This is a genomic window from Azospira oryzae (assembly GCF_004217225.1).
Taxonomy (GTDB): domain Bacteria; phylum Pseudomonadota; class Gammaproteobacteria; order Burkholderiales; family Rhodocyclaceae; genus Azospira; species Azospira oryzae.
The window spans coordinates 31959-49032 of sequence record NZ_SHKM01000002.1 but is presented as its reverse complement, the minus strand read 5'-3'; the positions used below and the strand labels follow the sequence as shown (position 1 = coordinate 49032).

The following is a 17074-nucleotide window of genomic DNA, read 5'->3' as shown; positions in this document are numbered from 1 at the left end:
GAGGAGGGCCTGATGGTCCGCTACGGCCGGTGCCCCCTCTCTTCCTCCCGGGGCTTTACCCTGCCCGAACTCGTTGTGGTCATGATCGTGCTCGGTATCCTGGCGGCCTATGCGGCGCCCAGGTTCACCGGGCGTCATGGCTTTGAAGGGCGGGGGTTTTCCGACCAGTTGCAGGTGTTGTTGCAGGATGCCCGCCGCACCGCCGTCGCCCAGCGTCGGCAGGTGTGTGTGGTTGTGGCGGGGGCAACGGTCAGTGTTAGCAAGTCAGCCTTCTCCGGCGATGCCTGCAATACTTCCCTGGCCCATCCCAATGCCTCGGGCGATTACATTCTGGCGATTCCCGATGGTGTGGTGCTGGCGCCGATGCAATTGAATTTCGATCCTCTGGGGCGTCTGTCGCCGACAACCAGCGTGACCGTTAACGTCAGCGGGCAGGAGGGCGGTTTCACTTTGACGGTGGAAGGCGAAAGCGGCTATGTCCATCGTTGAGCTCCCGATTCCTTCTGGTTGTTCCGTGAGCCGCCGCCTGGGCGGCTTTACGCTTATTGAAACCATCGTTTTCCTGCTGGTGGTCGGCATCGGCGTGGCCGGATTGCTTTCGGCCATGAGCACAGCCATCCGTTTTAGCGCCGACCCCCTGCCACAAAAGCAGGCCCTGGCCCTGGCCGAATCCCTGATGGAAGAAATCACCTCCGCCGGATTCACCTTTTGCCAACCCCAGGATCCCAATTTTCTTTCGGCCACCAACACGGCCCAGTGCACTCCCGCACTGATCGAGAGTGTGGGGCCGGATACTTTCTCCGGAGTGACCGAGGCGCGTCCGTTCGACAACGTCAATGATTATGTTGATGCCTTTGGTACGCCGAAGAACATTGCCGCAACCGATCTTTCTTCCGGTATTGCCGCACCCGCAGGCTATCAGGCCTCGGTGACCATTTCTGAACTCGGTATCGCCGGCATCTCGGCGACGGAGTCTCTGCTGGTCAATGTCACGGTGACGGGGCCCAACAACACGTGGATCAGCCTCGATGGTTTCCGTACCCGTCATGCGCCGCGGGTGTCGCCATGAGTCAGGCGCGTCATCGTCAGCGGGGCTTCACCCTGATCGAAGCCATTGTCGCCATGGTACTGCTGGGGATTGCCGGCTCGCTGGTGGGCATGTTCATCCGGATTCCCATCGAAGGCTATTTCGATACGGAGCGCCGGGCCCGTCTGACGGACACTGCGGACACCGCCTTGCGCCGCATGGCGCGGGATTTACGCCTAGCCCTGCCCAACAGCATCCGCGTAACTGCAGTCGGTAACGTGCGTTACCTCGAGTTTCTGCAGACCCGGGCTGGCGGGCGCTATCGTACCGATCCGACTGCTGCAGGTGGTGGCAATCCGTTGGAATTTGGCATTGCGGACACCAACGGCTTCGACGTGCTGGGCACTCCACCGGTCTTTCAGGCGGGGGACCATGTCGCCATTGCCAATCTGGGGACGGGTTCGGGGGCGGATGCCTATACCGGCAACAATATGGTGCCCATCACGGGCATTACCCCAGCCGGCGTGGTTCAGTTTGCAGCCTTCCGTTTTCCGGTTCCTTCTCCCGGCGCCCGCTTCTTCATCGTGAACCAGCGCGTGACCTATGAATGTAATCCGGATGCCGGGTTGCTGCGCCGCTATTCGGGCTACGCCCTGGTGGGGACGGCTCAGCCCACCCCTCCCGGCGTGGCGCCGGTACTGCTTGCCGATCGGGTAGCCAATCGCGCCAATGCCTGCACCATGACCTACGATGCCAATGTGGCCAATACCCGCATGGGCGTCGTTTCCATGTCCCTGACGCTGGAGGAAGCCGGTGAGTCAGTGACCCTGTTGCATCAAGTGCATGTGAGCAACGTGCCATGAAGCCGATTCTGCCTGGTCGCCAGCGGCAACGTGGGGTGTCGATCATCGCCGCGGTGTTCCTGCTGATTTTATTTGCCGCCCTGTCCACCTACATTCTGTGGCTGACCTCGGCCCAGAACCGGGGCAGCGCCCAGGATGTGCAAGGGGCGCGGGCATACCAGGCGGCCCGGGCTGGGGCAGAGTGGGGGCTGTTTCAGTTGTTGCGGGGCGGTCAGTGCGGCGCCGGGACCGACATTGCTTTTGCCGGGACGGAGCTTGCCGGGTTTGTGGCTAGTGTGGTCTGCACACGTGTTGCCAGTGACGACGAAAGTGGTTCCGCCGTTAGGGTCTATGAGATCACGTCAACGGCTTGTAACGTTCCCAACTCTGGCTCTTGTGATGATACCGCTGCCGTTGGTAATGACTATGTGGAACGGAAAGTCACGGTGACCACCGGCTGTGTAGTTGATGGTGTGACGCCAGCGTGTCCGTAGCGCAGATGAATGACTAAGGTGTCGAGATGAAACAGACCGCTTTGAGGCGAACTCAGTCCAGTTTCTTGGGGCAATGGATGCAGGCACTTAAGTGCCTGTTGCTCGTTCTCGCCTCATTTTTTGTCGTTGACCTCGCGTGGGCGGATCGGATTATTACTGGGGCCACGGTGAACTCTGCCGGCAGTGTTGTCGTTGCTTCCGGGGCCACGGTCTCACTGACGGTGAGCGTAACTACAAATTCCGATTGGTGGTCCAATTCCCGCTGGCGTGGTACACGTTGGGCTATTGCGGCATCGGCGCCTGCCGCCTCCGCATATGCCTGTTATGACAATCCAAATCATAATTCTTCAGGCAGTTACAGCGAGACGTTCAATATCACTGCCCCTGCATCGCCAGGGACGTACAACGTCTATGCGATCGCCTACGACAATGATGGCTGTTCTAGCGGTGCGAGTCCAACCTATACGTTAGTTGGCGCCATTATTGTGGCTCCACGAAACTGTGTTTCAGCCAATGCAGGGGATTGGAGTGCAGCCGCCACCTGGAATTGTGTAAGTTCGGGTGACGGCCCCCCTACCAGTATTGACAGCGCCACCATTAACAACCACGCGGTTTCCTTCAACACCAGCAGTACGGTTGCCTCTCTGACCATCAATTCCGGCTCCCTGACCCAGACAGGAACTGGGACGCGGGCGCTGACGGTGAATGGCAATATCACCAATTCCGGCTCCATCCTGGATAACGGCAGTAATGGCAGTTTCGACATTACTGCCGGCGGTAGCGTTTCCAATACGGGGTCAGCCTTTACCGTCGACAATCTGACGGTGACGGGGAATGTGACCAGTAGTAGTCCGCTGACAGTGCGCACTGCCCTCTCCGTCAGTGGCAATCTCAATAACAGCGGTGCCGCCGGACTGGCGGCCGGCACCATGACGGTGAGCGGGACTGCCACTTCCAATGCGCCATTAACGGCTACGACTTTCAATGTCGGTGGCGACCTGACCAGTTCGAATGCGCTGACCGTCACCAATCTGGTTTTTCAGAAAGCGGGTACCCAGGCCGCCACGTTCTACAACAGCCAGAATGTGGTGACCAACTTTACCGTCAATAGCGGCAGCACGGTTTCTTCATCCAACTACTCGACGTTGAACATCAAGGGGGCGCTGACCAATAACGGCAGTATCGCCCTGCCCAATACCAGCTGGATCTTCAATGGCACCTCGGCCCAGACCATTGGCGGCAGCTCGGATTCCAGCCTGGGCAACATGACCATGAACAACAGCGCCGGTGTGACCTTGAGCCGCAATGTCACGGTGCCCGGCACGTTGACCCTGACTTCGGGAAACATCACTGCCGGCAGCTATGTGCTGGCTGTTACCGGAACCTATTGCCCGGCCAGCATCAGCGGCGGCAGCGCCGCCAGCTACGTCATCGGCAATCTGCGCCTGAGCTTCCCGCCCTATAACGCCACCTGCATCTATCCCATTGGCGATACTAGCGCCTATGCCCCCATGACCATTGACTTCCCCTGGTTTGCCGGTATCGGCGGCGGCACCCTGACCGGGAGCACGACCAAGGGACAGCATCCCCAGATCAACACCTCCGGTATCAATCCCCTGATGGATGTGAATCGCTACTGGACTCTTGGCGTTACCGGAGACACTCTTACCTCCCTACCCAGCGGCGGGTCCTACAATGCAACTTTCCAGTTTGTTGCTGCCGATATTCTGGGTGGGGCCCAGGTGTCCACTTTCGCTGGAAGCAGGTACACCAGCGGTGCGTGGACATCTCCGGTGCTGGCCTTGAGTTCCTATACGGCGAACAGCGTCAGCCTGTCCGGGCTTACGCTGTTCGGCAGTTTCGTGACCGGCCAGCCCGGCTCTCCCAATCCGGGGCAGTGCTCTGTTCCCCCGTTTGTCCCGTCCGGCGTCACCTGCTATTGCGACAGTTTCACCGGTTCCAATCTGACCTCCGGTATCTTCAATTCCAAGTGGACGGTCAGTACGCTGGGGCCGCGCAGTTATACGCCGTCATTTGTCAGTGGCCGTTTGCGCCTGACGGACAACAATACCAACGAGGCTACCTCCGCAACCCTGGGGGCCATTTTCCCTGCGGCCGGTAACTACATATCCGTGGAATTCCGGCAGTTTGCCTATAACGGTAGCGGTGCGGATGGTCTGGCCGTCACTCTGTCCGATTACAGTGTGGCGCCGAATCCGGGAGCGTTTGGTGGTTCTCTGGGGTATGCACAGAAGTCTGGGATCGTTGGCTTTGCCGGAGGTTGGATCGGCGTCGGCTTCGACGAGTTTGGCAACTACACCAATCCCACTGAGGGGCGTATAGATGGACCGGGCTACTTCAGCCAAGTGGTTGCCGTACGCGGTTCGTACGCTGCGACTACGCCGGCCAATCTCTACAGCCTGGGCTACCCCTATCTGGCCCGCTCTGCAGTGCAGAGCGGAAGCAATACCATTGACAACCGCACATCCTCGGTGGCGTCCCGCGGGTACTACTATCAAGTGGTCATTGACGCCAGAAACTACACGACAGCCAACAAGACGGCCCAGATTCAGGTGAATCGGGATACCAGTTGCAGTACCGATTTTTGTCCGACCACTGGTTATGTAAATCTTCTGGCCCCCTTTGATGCCTATGCCCCAGGTTTTACCCCGACCACTGCCCAGGTCCCGGTGCCGGACAACTGGCAGATATCCTTTACCGGCTCCACCGGGTCCTCAACCAATATCCATGAAATATCCGGTCTGCGGGTCTGCGCTCAAACCATCATCCCGCCCAATGGCACTACAGCAAGCGGATTCAATGCCATCGACAGCGCCATGGCCCGAACGGATATCAATGTGCAGCAGGCCGGCGCCCACATCTATACCAAGCTTGTCGGCGTTGATTTCGCATTGAATATCGCCGTCTTGAATAGTGCTGGGACCGGTATCGACTCCAACTACGCGCTGACCTCCAACAAGACTGTCACCGTGGAGTTGATCGACAACAGTACGACGGCCAACCAGGCGGCAACTTGTTCGGCCAAGTCCAGTTTTGCCTCGACGACGATGTCGTTTACTTCGACCGACAAGGGCTTCAAGTTGTCGCCGACTTTCAAGATCAATTCGGCTTACAGCAACGTCCTGGTCCGGATGAAGGACAGCACGACCACTGCCTGCTCCTCCGATACCTTTGCCATCCGCCCCCTTTCGCTGACCAACGTTACAGCCAAGGTTGGCAGCACGGATCTGGTGGCTTCAAGCAATGGGGCCGGTGCAGCCATGACCGTGAAGGCCGGCTCAGATTTTTCCCTTTCGGCGACGGCCAGTCCGAGTAGCAATTACAGCGGAACCCCCAGTATCGTCACCGCCAATGTCGTCGATGTGGCCAGTAGTGGTGCCATTTCCCCTGCACCCCTGTCGTGCGCGTTTTCAGCGGCAGACACTTCTTCGGGAACTGCCAGTGGTACCTGTCAGTATCGGGAAGTTGGCTATTTCTCCTTGCCGGTGGATGCGCTGATCGATAATACCTTCACGACCGTTGACCAAAACGGGCGGGATGACTGTATCGTCAATAGCACCTCCAATACGCTGAGTAACGGCAAGTACGGCTGCAACATCGGGACGCCGTCCGCCACCAGTTGGGGGCGTTTCATCCCCGATCATTTCGAGTTGTCGGCCGTTGCTCTTGATAACCGCAGCGAACTGACGACCTGCAGCAACCGGAACCTGGATGGTTTCACCTATATGGGGGAACCCATCGGACTTGGCTTCTCCATAGCGGCCAAGGCTGTTGGCGGTTCTACTACGGAGAACTACGACTTTGGCCGCGGCTATTCCCGCTTGACCATGGGTAATTGGCTGGCGGCAGCCGGCGCCACCCCCCTGGATAGCAACAACTTCAATCTCTGGGCCTTGGATAATCCTGCCACCGGGAGTGCCACGGTCTTTCCCGGGGGGGGCGGAACCCGCCTCGGTTTTACGCCCGGCACAGTCTCTACTGCCTGCAGCGGGTCTCCGACCAATCGGTGGTGTGCCGGGGTTGCAACGATTACCGGCAACCTCGTATTGAATCGCGCGGCAACCGCTGACGGGCCCTACGCGAGCTTCACCATTGGCGCAGTTCCCCGGGACCAGGATGGTGTTTCGCTGGCAGCGACGGCGCTGAATCTGGATGCCGACCAGTCCGGCAGCAATGAGCGGGCCAAGTTGGCGACGACGGCGGTCCGTTTCGGCTTGCTGCAACTGACGACGGCCTATGGCTCCGAATTGCTGCCCCTGTCTGTCGGCATGGAAGCCCGGTTCTGGAACGGCCTGGCCTTCGTGCTCAATGCCCAGGACAACTGCACCGCGATTCAGCCAGCCAACGTAGCCTCGGTCAGGGTGGCTGGTGACACCTCTGCGACCCTGGGGGCGCCAACCGTGACGCAGGTTGCCTCAGGCAAGGGGCGCTTGCGCTTTGCCTCTCCCGGTTTGCGCTCCACTTTCCGTGTCTGTGTGGATTTGGGGGGCGATGCCAACTGTGCGGCAACTAGCTCTGCTGCCATGAGTTATATGACAGGGCGTTGGGATGGCAGTGCCTTGTTTGACCGGGATCCGTCAGCCAGAGCGGCGTTTGGCCTGAACCGGGGGGCCTACCTGTATTACCGGGAGAACTACTGATGTGGGTAAAAATTCATAGTAATTAGGCCCATATATTGTTATCTTTTAGTGAAATATCAAGACGTCTATGTCCATCTCCCTGTCCGCCCCCTCTATCTCTAGCGCATCCGCCAAACGGTCGGATGGTTGGCTGGCCATAAATTGCCTGAAGGATCGGGTGGATTTGGCCCATGTGCAGCAGGCTCCCGGACAGATGCCCGAGGTCGTTCTGCTCGAGTCCTACGCCACGGGAGGCGATTTGCAGGGGGCCTTGCAGCGTTTGCGCAAGGAAAAGCGCCTGCATTCCCATCGTTGCGTGGTCATGCTCAATTCCGGTGACTTCCAGGTGTTGCAGGTCGAGGCGCCCAGTGTGCCTCTCGACGAGCGGCGGCAAGCCTTGCGTTGGCAGATCAAGGACATGCTGGACTATCCCGTAGAGGCGGCAACCCTGGATGTGCTGGATGTTCCCGGTCAGCAGGGCAGTGGGCGGGCGCAACAGGTGCTGGTGGTAGTTGCGGCCAATGCTGTGCTGTCGCCGCTGGCTGCGGCAGTGGCCGGCGCCGGACTCAAACTGGAAGCCATTGATGTTCCCGATATGGGGCAGCGCAATATCGCCGCCTTGCTGGAAAAGGACAACAGGGCCGTCGCTCTCCTGACTTTCGACGATGATGGCGGCCTGCTGACGGTCAGCGCTCAGGGCGAGTTGTATGTCAGCCGCCGCATCGATGTCAGTCGCCAGGCGTTGGAAGGGGCTGCGGACGAACGTCGTGAGCAGCTATTCGACCGCATCGTGCTTGAGGTCCAGCGGACCCTGGACACGTTTGATCGCCAGTATAGTTTCGTCCCCATGGGGCAGCTTTGGTTGGCCCAGGTGCCCGGTGGTGATGGGCTGAAGGCCACCCTGGCCCCCAATGTTTATGTGCCGGTCGAAACCCTGGACTTGCAGAACGTTCTGCATTTCCCGGGTATTCCCGAGTTGCGCCATCCCGAGCGTCAGGCCCAGTGCCTGAAGTTGCTCGGTTGTGCGATGCGTTAAGGGGGTGGTGTGAGTCAGCAAATTAATTTGTTCCATCCTTCCCTGCTTCCTGAGAAAGAGTGGATTACCGGGCGCAATCTGGCCCTCGCTGTTACCGGTCTTTTGGTATTTTTCCTCGTTGCTGCCGGCGTGACCCATTACCGTCTGGCGTCTTCCACTGAACGGGCCAGGGCTGCTGAGCAATCTGTCTCCCAGTTGAAGGCAAAACTGCAGGAGGCCAGCCAGCAACTGGCGGCCGCCAAGGTCCCGGTGGACAAGGATGCCGAACTATCCCGCCTGCAGCGCGCCGTGACCGAGCGCGAACAGGTGCTGGCCTTGCTGGAGCAGGGTTCGCCCAAGGAGGGCCAGGGTTTTGCCGATTATTTCCGCGGCTTGGCCCGTCAATCCTTGCCTGGTCTGTGGCTTACCGGCTTTTCCCTGGGGGCAGGGGGTAAAGGGCTGGAAATTCGCGGGCGCATGACGGACCAGTCCCTGCTGCCCGAATACATTCGTCGCCTCAACCGGGAGCCGGTTTTTGTCGGACGGGAGTTTGCCGCTCTGGATGTCCGCCTGCCGGATGCGCCCGATGTGCCGCAGGCTGGTGCCGCCAAACCGTCCGAGCCGGCCGCAAGGCCTTCCCAGAATTACGTGAATTTTGTCTTGAAACCTTTGCGCTCTTCCTCTGCCGGGGAGCGGGACGCAACCGAGAGCAAGGGGAGTGGGCAATGAAGGGGCAGTTTTTGGCCTGGCTGGCATGGTTTGATGCTCGCAACAAGCGGGAGAGGACCATCGGAGCGGTGGCTGCTGTTGTTCTGGTGCTGTTTGTTGGCGATGCCTTGCTGCTTTCATCTCCTCTGATTCGGGTCCGGGCTCAGACTGCCCTGGCGGAGCAGCGTGAAAGCGAGGCGGCCAGCCTTTCCCTGCAGCTCAAGGATGTGCAGTCGGAACTGGCGAACAGTGCGGCGAATCGCGCCCAGGTTCTGCAGACCCTGAAGAGCCGGGTTACCAACCTGGATGGACAACTGAAATCGTTTGATGGCACCCTCGTTTCCCCCCAGGCTGCTCCGGCCCTGCTGGAACGCCTGATGGGGCGTCGCAAGAGCCTGCAGATGCTGGGTCTGCGTACCGTGGCGCCGGTGCCGGCCATCGATGGTCCGAGTGCTGCCAGCACTCCCGAGTTGAATCTTTACCGCCACGGTATCGAGATACGCCTGGCCGGCAGCTATGGAGACCTCCTTGGCTATTTGGCCGATCTGGAGTCGGCACCGGAGCGGCTGCTATGGGAGGGGGCGGAACTGAAGGTTGATGTGTATCCCCGTTCCATTCTGACCCTGCGGGTCTATACCCTCAGCCTGGATAAGGCGTGGTTGGTCCTATGACACGAATCAAATGCCTGGTGTTTTGGGGTGGCTGTTTGGCGATGATGCCTGCCATCGCTGACGATAGTGCTCTGCCTGATCCTACCCGGCCACCGGAGGCCTGGGTTCATGTCTCTCCGGAAGGCGGTGCGGCGGTGTCCGGCCCCGTCCTGCAGTCAGTCGTGCTGCGCCGGCAGGGAACTCCGGTGGCAGTCATCAGCGGTGCGATGGTCCCCCTGGGCGGCAAAGTGGGCGATAGCATTCTGGTCAAGATAAAAGAAAATGAAGTGGTCCTGAAAGGGCCTTTGGGGAGCGAGGTATTACGCATGACTCCCGATGTGAACAAGAAGACGGTAGTTGAAGTTCCCAAGCCCGTCGGGCGCAGGAACCAAAGGGGTAATTTATGAAGCGAGCCTTGATCGGCATTCTGGCCTCCCTGTTTCTCGGCGGTTGCGTTACCTCGGGAGGGAAACCGGGTGCCACGTATGAGCGTATCCAGAGCGAGATGAAAGGTGCGGTGGATGCCAATCGCTCCGCCAGTGCCGATGCTGTGAATCAGGCATTGCTGCCGCCGCTGCAACTGGATGTGCCCAAGGCGCCGCCGGCTGAGCCTCGCTTTGACCTGGCGGTGACCAATGCTCCTGCGTCCCAGGTCTTCATGGCGCTGGTTTCCGGTACCCGCTACAGCATGCTGGTGCCGCCGGAAGTGGCGGGCTCGATCACGGTCAATCTGAAAAATGTCACCCTGCGGGAGGCGCTGGAAAGCCTGCGGGACCTGTATGGTTACGACTTCCGGGTGCAGGGCAATCGCATCACCGTCATGTCCAATGCGATGCAGACCCGGGTCTTCCAGGTTAATTACCTGGCCGGCCGGCGTCAGGGTTCCAGCGATGTGCGGGTGACTTCCAGTTCCATCAGTGTGGTTTCCCCTGGTGCCAGTTCCTCTGGCAGTTCGACTTCTTCCGCCCAGGCTCAGGCTGCCACTGCCTCCGGCACCACCGGTGCTGGTGCCGGCGCAACCCGCGCCCAGGACAGTAGCCGTGTCTACACCTCGCAGGATGCTGACTTCTGGACGGAATTGAAGACGGCTCTGGGAGCCATCGTCGGGACGGAAGACGGGCGTAGTGTCATCATCAACTCCCACTCCGGCGTCATTCTGGTGCGTGCCATGCCCGGTGAGTTGCGCAATGTGGAGCAGTATCTGCGGGCCACCCAGGCCATTATCGAGCGCCAGGTCATGCTCGAGGCCAAGATCATCGATGTGGCCCTGAGCGATGCCTATCAGTCGGGCATCAACTGGGCGTCCTTCAGTGGCCACACGACCATTGGCGTGGCTGCCAATGGCACATCCCTGTCTCCGTCAGGGGCGCTGACCTCTGACAATGCTTCCATTCGTCCGGGGACCGATGGAAATCTGGGGTCGGTTGGTACCAACGGTTTCTTCGGCCTGGCATTCCGCACCAAGAGCTTCGCCGCGCTGCTGAATTTCCTGGAGACCCAGGGCAATACCCAGGTGCTGTCCAGCCCCCGCATCGCCACCCTGAATAACCAGAAGGCCGTGCTGAAGGTCGGTACCGACGAATACTATGTGACCAACGTCAGTTCCACCACCATTGCTTCCACCACCACCACCACCACCCCGACGGTAACGCTGCAGCCGTTCTTCTCCGGCATTGCCCTGGATGTGACGCCCCAGATCAACGAGAGTGGCCTGATCACCTTGCACATCCACCCCTCCATCAGCGTGGTGACGGAGAAGAACAAGAGTCTGAGCCTGGGTACGGATCTGGCCATGACCCTGCCCCTGGCCACCAGCCGGATCAACGAGTCCGATACCATCGTGCGGGTTCGCGACGGGGAGATCGTGGCCATCGGTGGCTTGATGACCCAGGACCAGTCCGATACCAGTAACGGTCTGCCAGGTATCCATCAGGTCCCGGTTCTCGGCAACCTGTTCGGTCAGAAATCCAAGGCCCTGAACAAGCGGGAGCTGGTGATCCTGCTCAAGCCCACGGTTATCCAGAACGAATCCGACTGGCAGTCCGATCTGCAGAACACCCAGTCCCGCATCGACGATTTCGATCCCCGGAGAACCCTGCCCCAATGACATCTGCCGGAGCCGGGGGGGCGCTGTGTATCTGAAGCATTTCGGATTGGTGGAGTATCCGTTCGGGATTACGCCCGACACCAGTTTTGTCTACGCCACCACCGGCCACCAGGAGGCCTTGAATACCCTTCTGGTGGCGCTTCGCGCGGGAGAAGGATTCGTCAAGATCACCGGGGAGGTCGGCACCGGCAAGACGCTGCTCTGCCGCCGTCTCCTGCAGAATCTGGGCGACAAGTTCGTTACCGCCTATCTGCCCAACCCCAACCTTGAGCCCCGTACCCTCTACCTGGCCCTGGCTGAGGAATTGCGGTTGAAGGTGGCGCCGGATATCGATCAGTACCACTTGCTCAAGTCCCTCAACAAGCGTTTGCTGGATATCGCCCGGGAGGGCAAGTCCACCGTGGTCTGCATCGACGAGGCCCAGGCCATGCCGCTGGAGAGTCTGGAGGCCCTGCGCCTGCTTTCCAATCTGGAAACAGAAAAACGCAAACTGCTGCAGTGGGTCATTCTGGGACAGCCGGAGCTGGACAAAAAACTGGGCATGCCGGAAATCCGGCAACTGCGACAGCGGATCGCCTTCCATTACCGCCTGCCCGGACTGGGGCGTCGCGAGGTGGCGGCCTACGTGGCCCACCGCCTGCGGGTGGCCGGTTATCGGGGCGAAGAGCTGTTTTCCTCCGGCGCCATCAAGGGGTTGCACCGCGCCAGCCGCGGTACGCCCCGCCTGATCAACATCCTGGCCCACAAGGCCCTGCTGGCCGTATTCGGCGAGGGACACTTCCAGGTAAGGGGTAAGCACATCAAGGCTGCCGCCCGGGATACGGAAGGCACCCGCTCGCTCCGTCTCTGGTGGTAGAAAGGTTGCCATGAGCCTGATCAATCAGATGCTGCAGGATCTGGACCAGCGCCAGGCAGGAGAAGTGCAGCGGGCCCTGCCCAACGAGGTACGTTCCCTTCCTCCGAGCCGTCGTTCTTCCATTCTGCCTTGGGTTATCGCCGGCGGCAGTATCGCCCTGACGACGGCAGCCATTTATTTTTACCTGCCTTTGGCAACGCAAGGTGGGGCAGCGCCTGTGGCCGTGGCCGTGGTCTCTCCCCCTGGAATTCCGACGGGTGAGCCCGCGGTTGCCCCATCCGCGGGGGGCGGCGTGCCGATAGAGGCCCCGGTACCGGCCCCAGCTGCCGCGGAGCCCATGCCCTTGCGGCTGTCGGATGTGCTTTCGATGCCCCATCCGCGGCAATCATCCGTTCCCCAGGAAAACCGGAGTGTGCCGCTGGCGAAGGAGAGCCCTGCGGTTGCACCAGTTCCTGTGGCCGTGCCACAAGCCGTCCCTGCCAAAGCTGCGAGCGGGGTTGCTGCCAGTGTTGCGAGCAAAGGTGATACGCGGGATGGACCTGTTCACATCGAAAAAACGCCCCTGCAGGCCACTCCCCAGGAGCGTGCCGAGTCCGAGTACCGGCGCGGTGCTGCCCTGCTGGCCCAGGGACAGCTCAAGTCCGGCATGGATGCACTGCGCTCCTGTCTGAAGGTCGATGGCACTCACGCAGCCGCCCGGCAGTTGCTACTCAAAGCATTGCTGGAGCAGCGTTCCTATGATGAGGCCCGGGAGTTGCTGTCCGAGGCGGTACAACTTCAGCCCGGACGCTATCAATGGGCCATGACCCTGGCGCGGCTGCAGATCGAAAAGGGGGATGCGGCAGGAGCCTGGCAGAGCCTGCAGGCCTCCATGGGGGCGGGTGCCAACAACGCCGATTACCAGGGGCTGGCCGGCAATGTCCTGCAGCGGCTGGGCAATGGCAAGGATGCCGCCGAGCACTACCGGGCGGCTTTGCGCCTCAGCCCCAATGACGGCCGCTGGTGGATCGGCCTTGGCCTAGCCCTGGAGTCCCAGGGCAACGGGGCAGAAGCGCGTACGGCCTTCCAGACGGCCCGGGCTAGCGGTTCCCTGACACCGGAGATGGCGGCGTTTGTGGAGCAGCGCCTGCGCTGAATCCGGGGGGCTGCCTGGCGGCCGCCTCGGCCTTTTCCAGGGAAGCTGCCAGCGTCCTGATTTCCGGATAGTTGTCGGCCAGCACCCGAACCTGACCCAGTGCCGCTGGCACCCGGGCGGGATAGGCGAGGATGGCCAGCTGCAGCATCTGTTGGGCCTCATCCTGGCGCCCGGCCAGGGCCAGCAGGGCCGGGTACTTGAAGACCAGTCGATCCACCGGCGAGAACAACAGGCTGTCGGCGGTGATTGCCAGTTTTTCCTCCAGATTGTCCGGGCTGATGGGGGCGGCCAGCGCGTAGTAGAGCTGGACGTAGTGGGGGAACAGGGACTCGCCGTAGAGCTTGCTCAAGCGGGTATGCACTTCCGGCCAGGAGGCCTGCTGGGTCGTGTCGATATCCCGCCAGTGCATGGTGTCCTCCAGCAGGGAATAGTCCCGATACAGGTTGCCCATGACCCAGATGCCGGCCAGCAGCAGCAGCGCCATTGCCCGGGGACCGAGCTTGCCCAGGTCTATGGAAATGGGCCTGGGGGCCAGCGCTCCCAGGAGGATGGCCATGGGGCCGAGGAAGAAGGCGTACCACAGGGGGTATTCCAGCTGGCTGTGCAGTCCGATGATGGTGATGGCGGCCAGTCCCCACCAATGCCCATGCCCCCATGCCTGCTTCCGGAATTCGCGCCACAGCGCCACGCCGACGAGCATCAGGGTCAGCAAACTGGCGATGCCGAATTCGGCCAGCAGCTGGGCGAAAAGGTTGTGTGCGTGTTCCGCCGCACCCGGCAGGCTGCCCGGTGGGACGGAGCCGGCCAGGACGAAGGTCTGCCAGGAGAAACCGCCCAGGCCGACGCCCAGCAGGGGAGCCTGGAGGAAACTGTTCCAGGCGATCAGCCACAAGGCAAAACGGGTGGAAATGCCGCCGGGGTCGCTGTACAGGCGCTCACCGGCCGTGACCATGGCAACGTCGCTCACGTTGCCGAAGTGCTTGGCAAGCTCCACCAGCAATGCGGCGGCGATGACCCACCCGGTACCTCTGCGAATCGAAGCAAAGTCGGACTGCCGATAGCCCACGGCAAAACTCAGGATGGCCGTGGCTGCGATGTACAGATAGACGGAGCGGGAGGCCGTGAAGACGGCGCACAGAGCCAGGGGTATGGCGGCCAGCAGGAACTGCCACAGGCGCAGGCGCTGCCGGGCCTGGAGATAGATGGCGGAGAGGACGCCCAGCCAAAGATAGTCGGCGAACTGGTTGCGTTGCCCCAGGTTGGCAAAGACCTGGCCATTGCGGGTGGGGAAAATGAATTCCAGGCCCAGCCAGTCGGGACGATACAACTGCAGGCCGACGATGAGGAGGCTCATCAGGCCGCCGCAGAGAAAGCCGATGGATAGCGTCTGCGTCAGGCGTTCCAGGCCGGCTTCCCTGACCAGCACCCGGCCCAGCAGCAGCATGAGGCAGGCCCAGATGAGGTAGAGGCAAAAGAGCAGTCCCTGGTGCAGGAAATGGACTTTGCCGGCAACCAGTTGAAACAGGAACAGGGCAATGAGGGCAAAGGGAATCAGGGCGCCCAGGGGCAGGCGCAGATCCTGGCGTGCCGGCTCCCGCAGGAACAGGCTGCTGGCCAACAGGCCAAGCAGGCCGGCCCACCACTCCGCATAAAAGGAGGGAATGGGGTTGTAGTGGTGCGGATTGAGGAAGGGCAGGCAGGCCATGGCCCCGACCAGGAACAGGCTGCACTGCAGATGGCGCTGATAGGAAAAGGACATCGGGGCGGCTGCGAAAAAAGGCTAATGATGACAGGTGCGGGCAATGACGCCTACATCCACCTGTCGTGCGCCATGCAGTTTCAGGGTTCTGGCACATTCTGAGAGGGTGGCGCCGGTGGTGAGGACGTCGTCAAGCAGGAGCAGCCGCTGGCCGTCGAGGGCGGCGGTGCAATGAAAGGCGCCGCGGACGTTGGCGTGGCGCTTGTCGATGGGCAGTTCTGCCTGGGCCGTTGTCGCTCGCGTCCGTTGGCAGACCTGGGACAGGACCGGCAGGTTCAGCAGCCGGCCCAGGTGCTTGCCCAGTTCCAGACTCTGGTTGAAGCCCCGCTCGCCCATCCGCTCCCCATGCAGGGGCAGGGGCACGATGGCGTCCCACTGGTCGGCCAGGGGTGCCAGCTGTCGCGCCAGCCCTTCGGCGAAGAGGGGTGCCAGCCCCAGTTGGCCCTGATATTTGAAGGCCTGGATCAGCCGGTCCACGGGATGCTCGTAACGCCATGGGGCCCAGGCGCGGTCGAAGTGGGGAGGCTGCTTCTGGCAGTGGCCACAGGTCAGGCCGCCGGTGCCGGGTTCGGCGCAGCGGGGACAGGCATTGGCGCCGAGCAGCGGCAGGTCGTCATGGCAGGCGGCGCACAGCATGCCTTCCTCACAGCGGTTGTGGCACAGCAGGCAACTGGCCGGAAGCACTGAATTCAAAGCGAATTTCCAGGCCCGCCCGAGGACTTTCCGGCTTTGGGCTACAATTGACATTTCACCCGTGCTCCGGGATTATTCATAATTATGAGCCATACTTAATAGTATGGATGCCAGTAGGGTTTTTCGCAAAGGTTTTGCCATGAATGCAGTCGCAGCCGCCGTTTCCACCACTTCTCCCGCCGCCAATAGTGCTTCCGCCCATGCTGCCACCGACAAGCCGGTGTGGAGCCTGGAGCAGGTGCAGGCCCTGTTCGATCTGCCTTTCATGGACCTGGTCTTCCGCGCCCAGCAGGTGCACCGGGAAAACTTCGACCCCAATGCGATTCAGCGTTCCACCCTGCTCTCCGTGAAGACCGGCGGCTGTTCCGAGGACTGCGGCTACTGTTCCCAGTCCGCCCGCTACAGCACCGACGTGGAGCGGGAAGCCCTGCTGCCCCTGGATGACGTGCTCAAGGCCGCCCAGTCCGCCAAGGACCGGGGCGCATCCCGCTTCTGCATGGGCGCCGCCTGGCGCGGTCCGAAGGACAAGGACCTGGACAAGGTCACCGAAATGATTTCCGCCGTCAAGGCCCTGGGTCTGCAGACCTGCGTCACCCTGGGCATGCTCAAGGACGGCCAGGCCGAAAAGCTGAAGGATGCCGGCCTCGACTACTACAACCACAACCTGGACACGGACAAGGAATTCTACGGCCAGGTGATCAAGAGCCATTGCCAGGAAGACCGCATCGACACCCTGGAGCAGGTGCGGGATGCCGGCATCAACGTCTGTTCCGGCGGCATCATCGGCATGGGCGAGACCCGCAAGAACCGGGCGGCCCTCATCGCCCAGCTGGCCAACCTGCCCAAGGCACCGGAATCCGTGCCCATCAACAACCTGGTGCCGATTCCCGGCACGCCCCTGGCCAACGTCAATCCGGTGGACGGCATCGAGTTCGTGCGCACCATCGCCGCCGCCCGCATCACCATGCCCACCTCCTATGTGCGCCTCTCCGCCGGTCGCCACGAGATGAGCGAGGAACTGCAGACCCTGTGCTTCCTGGCCGGTGCCAATTCCATCTTCTACGGCGAAGCGCTCCTGACCACCGGCAACTCCCAGGCCGACCAGGACGACGCCATGTTCGCCAAGCTCGGCCTCAAGCCCGTCTAAA

General features: G+C 61.2%; 15 protein-coding genes. 13 read left to right on the top strand and 2 right to left on the bottom strand.

What is annotated here, in order from left to right; genetic code table 11:
* The first annotated feature begins 12 nt into the window (after positions 1 to 12).
* The 12 genes from EV678_RS16475 (at position 13) to EV678_RS09335 (ending at position 13474) form a co-directional block, all read left to right on the top strand.
* A complete protein-coding gene (locus EV678_RS16475) occupies positions 13 to 489 on the top strand; it encodes a prepilin-type N-terminal cleavage/methylation domain-containing protein (protein WP_165397495.1) in 477 nt (158 codons plus the stop codon).
* The gene (locus tag EV678_RS09385; RefSeq protein WP_130459348.1) at positions 476 to 1069 is read left to right on the top strand and encodes a type IV pilus modification PilV family protein; all 594 of its coding nucleotides are present in this window, start codon (positions 476 to 478) and stop codon (positions 1067 to 1069) included. The genes EV678_RS16475 and EV678_RS09385 overlap by 14 nt, the downstream gene beginning before the upstream one ends.
* Positions 1066 to 1890: a type II secretion system protein gene (locus EV678_RS09380; protein ID WP_130459347.1), complete on the top strand. Its 825-nt coding sequence runs from the start codon at positions 1066 to 1068 to the stop codon at positions 1888 to 1890. Before EV678_RS09385 ends, EV678_RS09380 begins: the two co-directional genes overlap by 4 nt.
* Positions 1887 to 2363, top strand: coding sequence for an agglutinin biogenesis protein MshP (locus EV678_RS09375; protein WP_130459346.1), 477 nt, complete (start codon positions 1887 to 1889; stop codon positions 2361 to 2363). Before EV678_RS09380 ends, EV678_RS09375 begins: the two co-directional genes overlap by 4 nt.
* Positions 2364 to 2389: 26 nt before the next feature.
* Positions 2390 to 7024 carry a DUF6701 domain-containing protein gene (locus EV678_RS09370; RefSeq protein ID WP_130459345.1) on the top strand — a complete coding sequence of 1545 codons (4635 nt, stop codon included), beginning with the start codon at positions 2390 to 2392 and terminating at the stop codon, positions 7022 to 7024.
* A gap of 67 nt (positions 7025 to 7091) precedes the next feature.
* Positions 7092 to 8039: an agglutinin biogenesis protein MshI gene (locus EV678_RS09365; RefSeq protein ID WP_130459344.1), complete on the top strand. Its 948-nt coding sequence runs from the start codon at positions 7092 to 7094 to the stop codon at positions 8037 to 8039.
* A gap of 9 nt (positions 8040 to 8048) precedes the next feature.
* Positions 8049 to 8747, top strand: coding sequence for a hypothetical protein (locus EV678_RS09360; RefSeq protein ID WP_014236390.1), 699 nt, complete (start codon positions 8049 to 8051; stop codon positions 8745 to 8747).
* Positions 8744 to 9397, top strand: a complete 654-nt coding sequence (locus EV678_RS09355) for a hypothetical protein (protein ID WP_014236391.1) — start codon at positions 8744 to 8746, stop codon at positions 9395 to 9397. Before EV678_RS09360 ends, EV678_RS09355 begins: the two co-directional genes overlap by 4 nt.
* Positions 9394 to 9783: a hypothetical protein gene (locus EV678_RS09350; RefSeq protein WP_050804269.1), complete on the top strand. Its 390-nt coding sequence runs from the start codon at positions 9394 to 9396 to the stop codon at positions 9781 to 9783. The genes EV678_RS09355 and EV678_RS09350 overlap by 4 nt, the downstream gene beginning before the upstream one ends.
* 8 nt (positions 9784 to 9791) lie before the next feature.
* The gene (mshL, locus tag EV678_RS09345) at positions 9792 to 11483 is read left to right on the top strand and encodes a pilus (MSHA type) biogenesis protein MshL (RefSeq protein WP_235832443.1); all 1692 of its coding nucleotides are present in this window, start codon (positions 9792 to 9794) and stop codon (positions 11481 to 11483) included.
* Between the two features lie 49 nt (positions 11484 to 11532).
* A complete protein-coding gene (locus tag EV678_RS09340) occupies positions 11533 to 12339 on the top strand; it encodes an ExeA family protein (RefSeq protein WP_235832442.1) in 807 nt (268 codons plus the stop codon).
* A gap of 10 nt (positions 12340 to 12349) precedes the next feature.
* Positions 12350 to 13474 (top strand): tetratricopeptide repeat protein, encoded by a 1125-nt coding sequence (locus EV678_RS09335; protein WP_130459343.1) that lies wholly within the window; start codon positions 12350 to 12352, stop codon positions 13472 to 13474.
* On the opposite strand, the gene EV678_RS09330 is transcribed toward EV678_RS09335, so the two are convergent.
* Positions 13419 to 15233 (bottom strand): PglL family O-oligosaccharyltransferase, encoded by a 1815-nt coding sequence (locus tag EV678_RS09330; protein WP_130459342.1) that lies wholly within the window; start codon positions 15231 to 15233, stop codon positions 13419 to 13421. The two genes, EV678_RS09335 and EV678_RS09330, sit on opposite strands and share 56 nt — an antisense overlap.
* A gap of 21 nt (positions 15234 to 15254) precedes the next feature.
* Complete coding sequence (locus EV678_RS09325; RefSeq protein ID WP_235832467.1) at positions 15255 to 15917, bottom strand: ComF family protein; 663 nt, start codon at positions 15915 to 15917, stop codon at positions 15255 to 15257.
* A 148-nt stretch (positions 15918 to 16065) separates the two neighbouring features.
* On the opposite strand from EV678_RS09325, the gene bioB reads away from it, so the two are divergent.
* On the top strand, positions 16066 to 17073 hold the full coding sequence (gene bioB / locus EV678_RS09320; protein ID WP_207222249.1) for a biotin synthase BioB: 1008 nt from the start codon (positions 16066 to 16068) through the stop codon (positions 17071 to 17073).
* Position 17074: the final 1 nt, after the last annotated feature.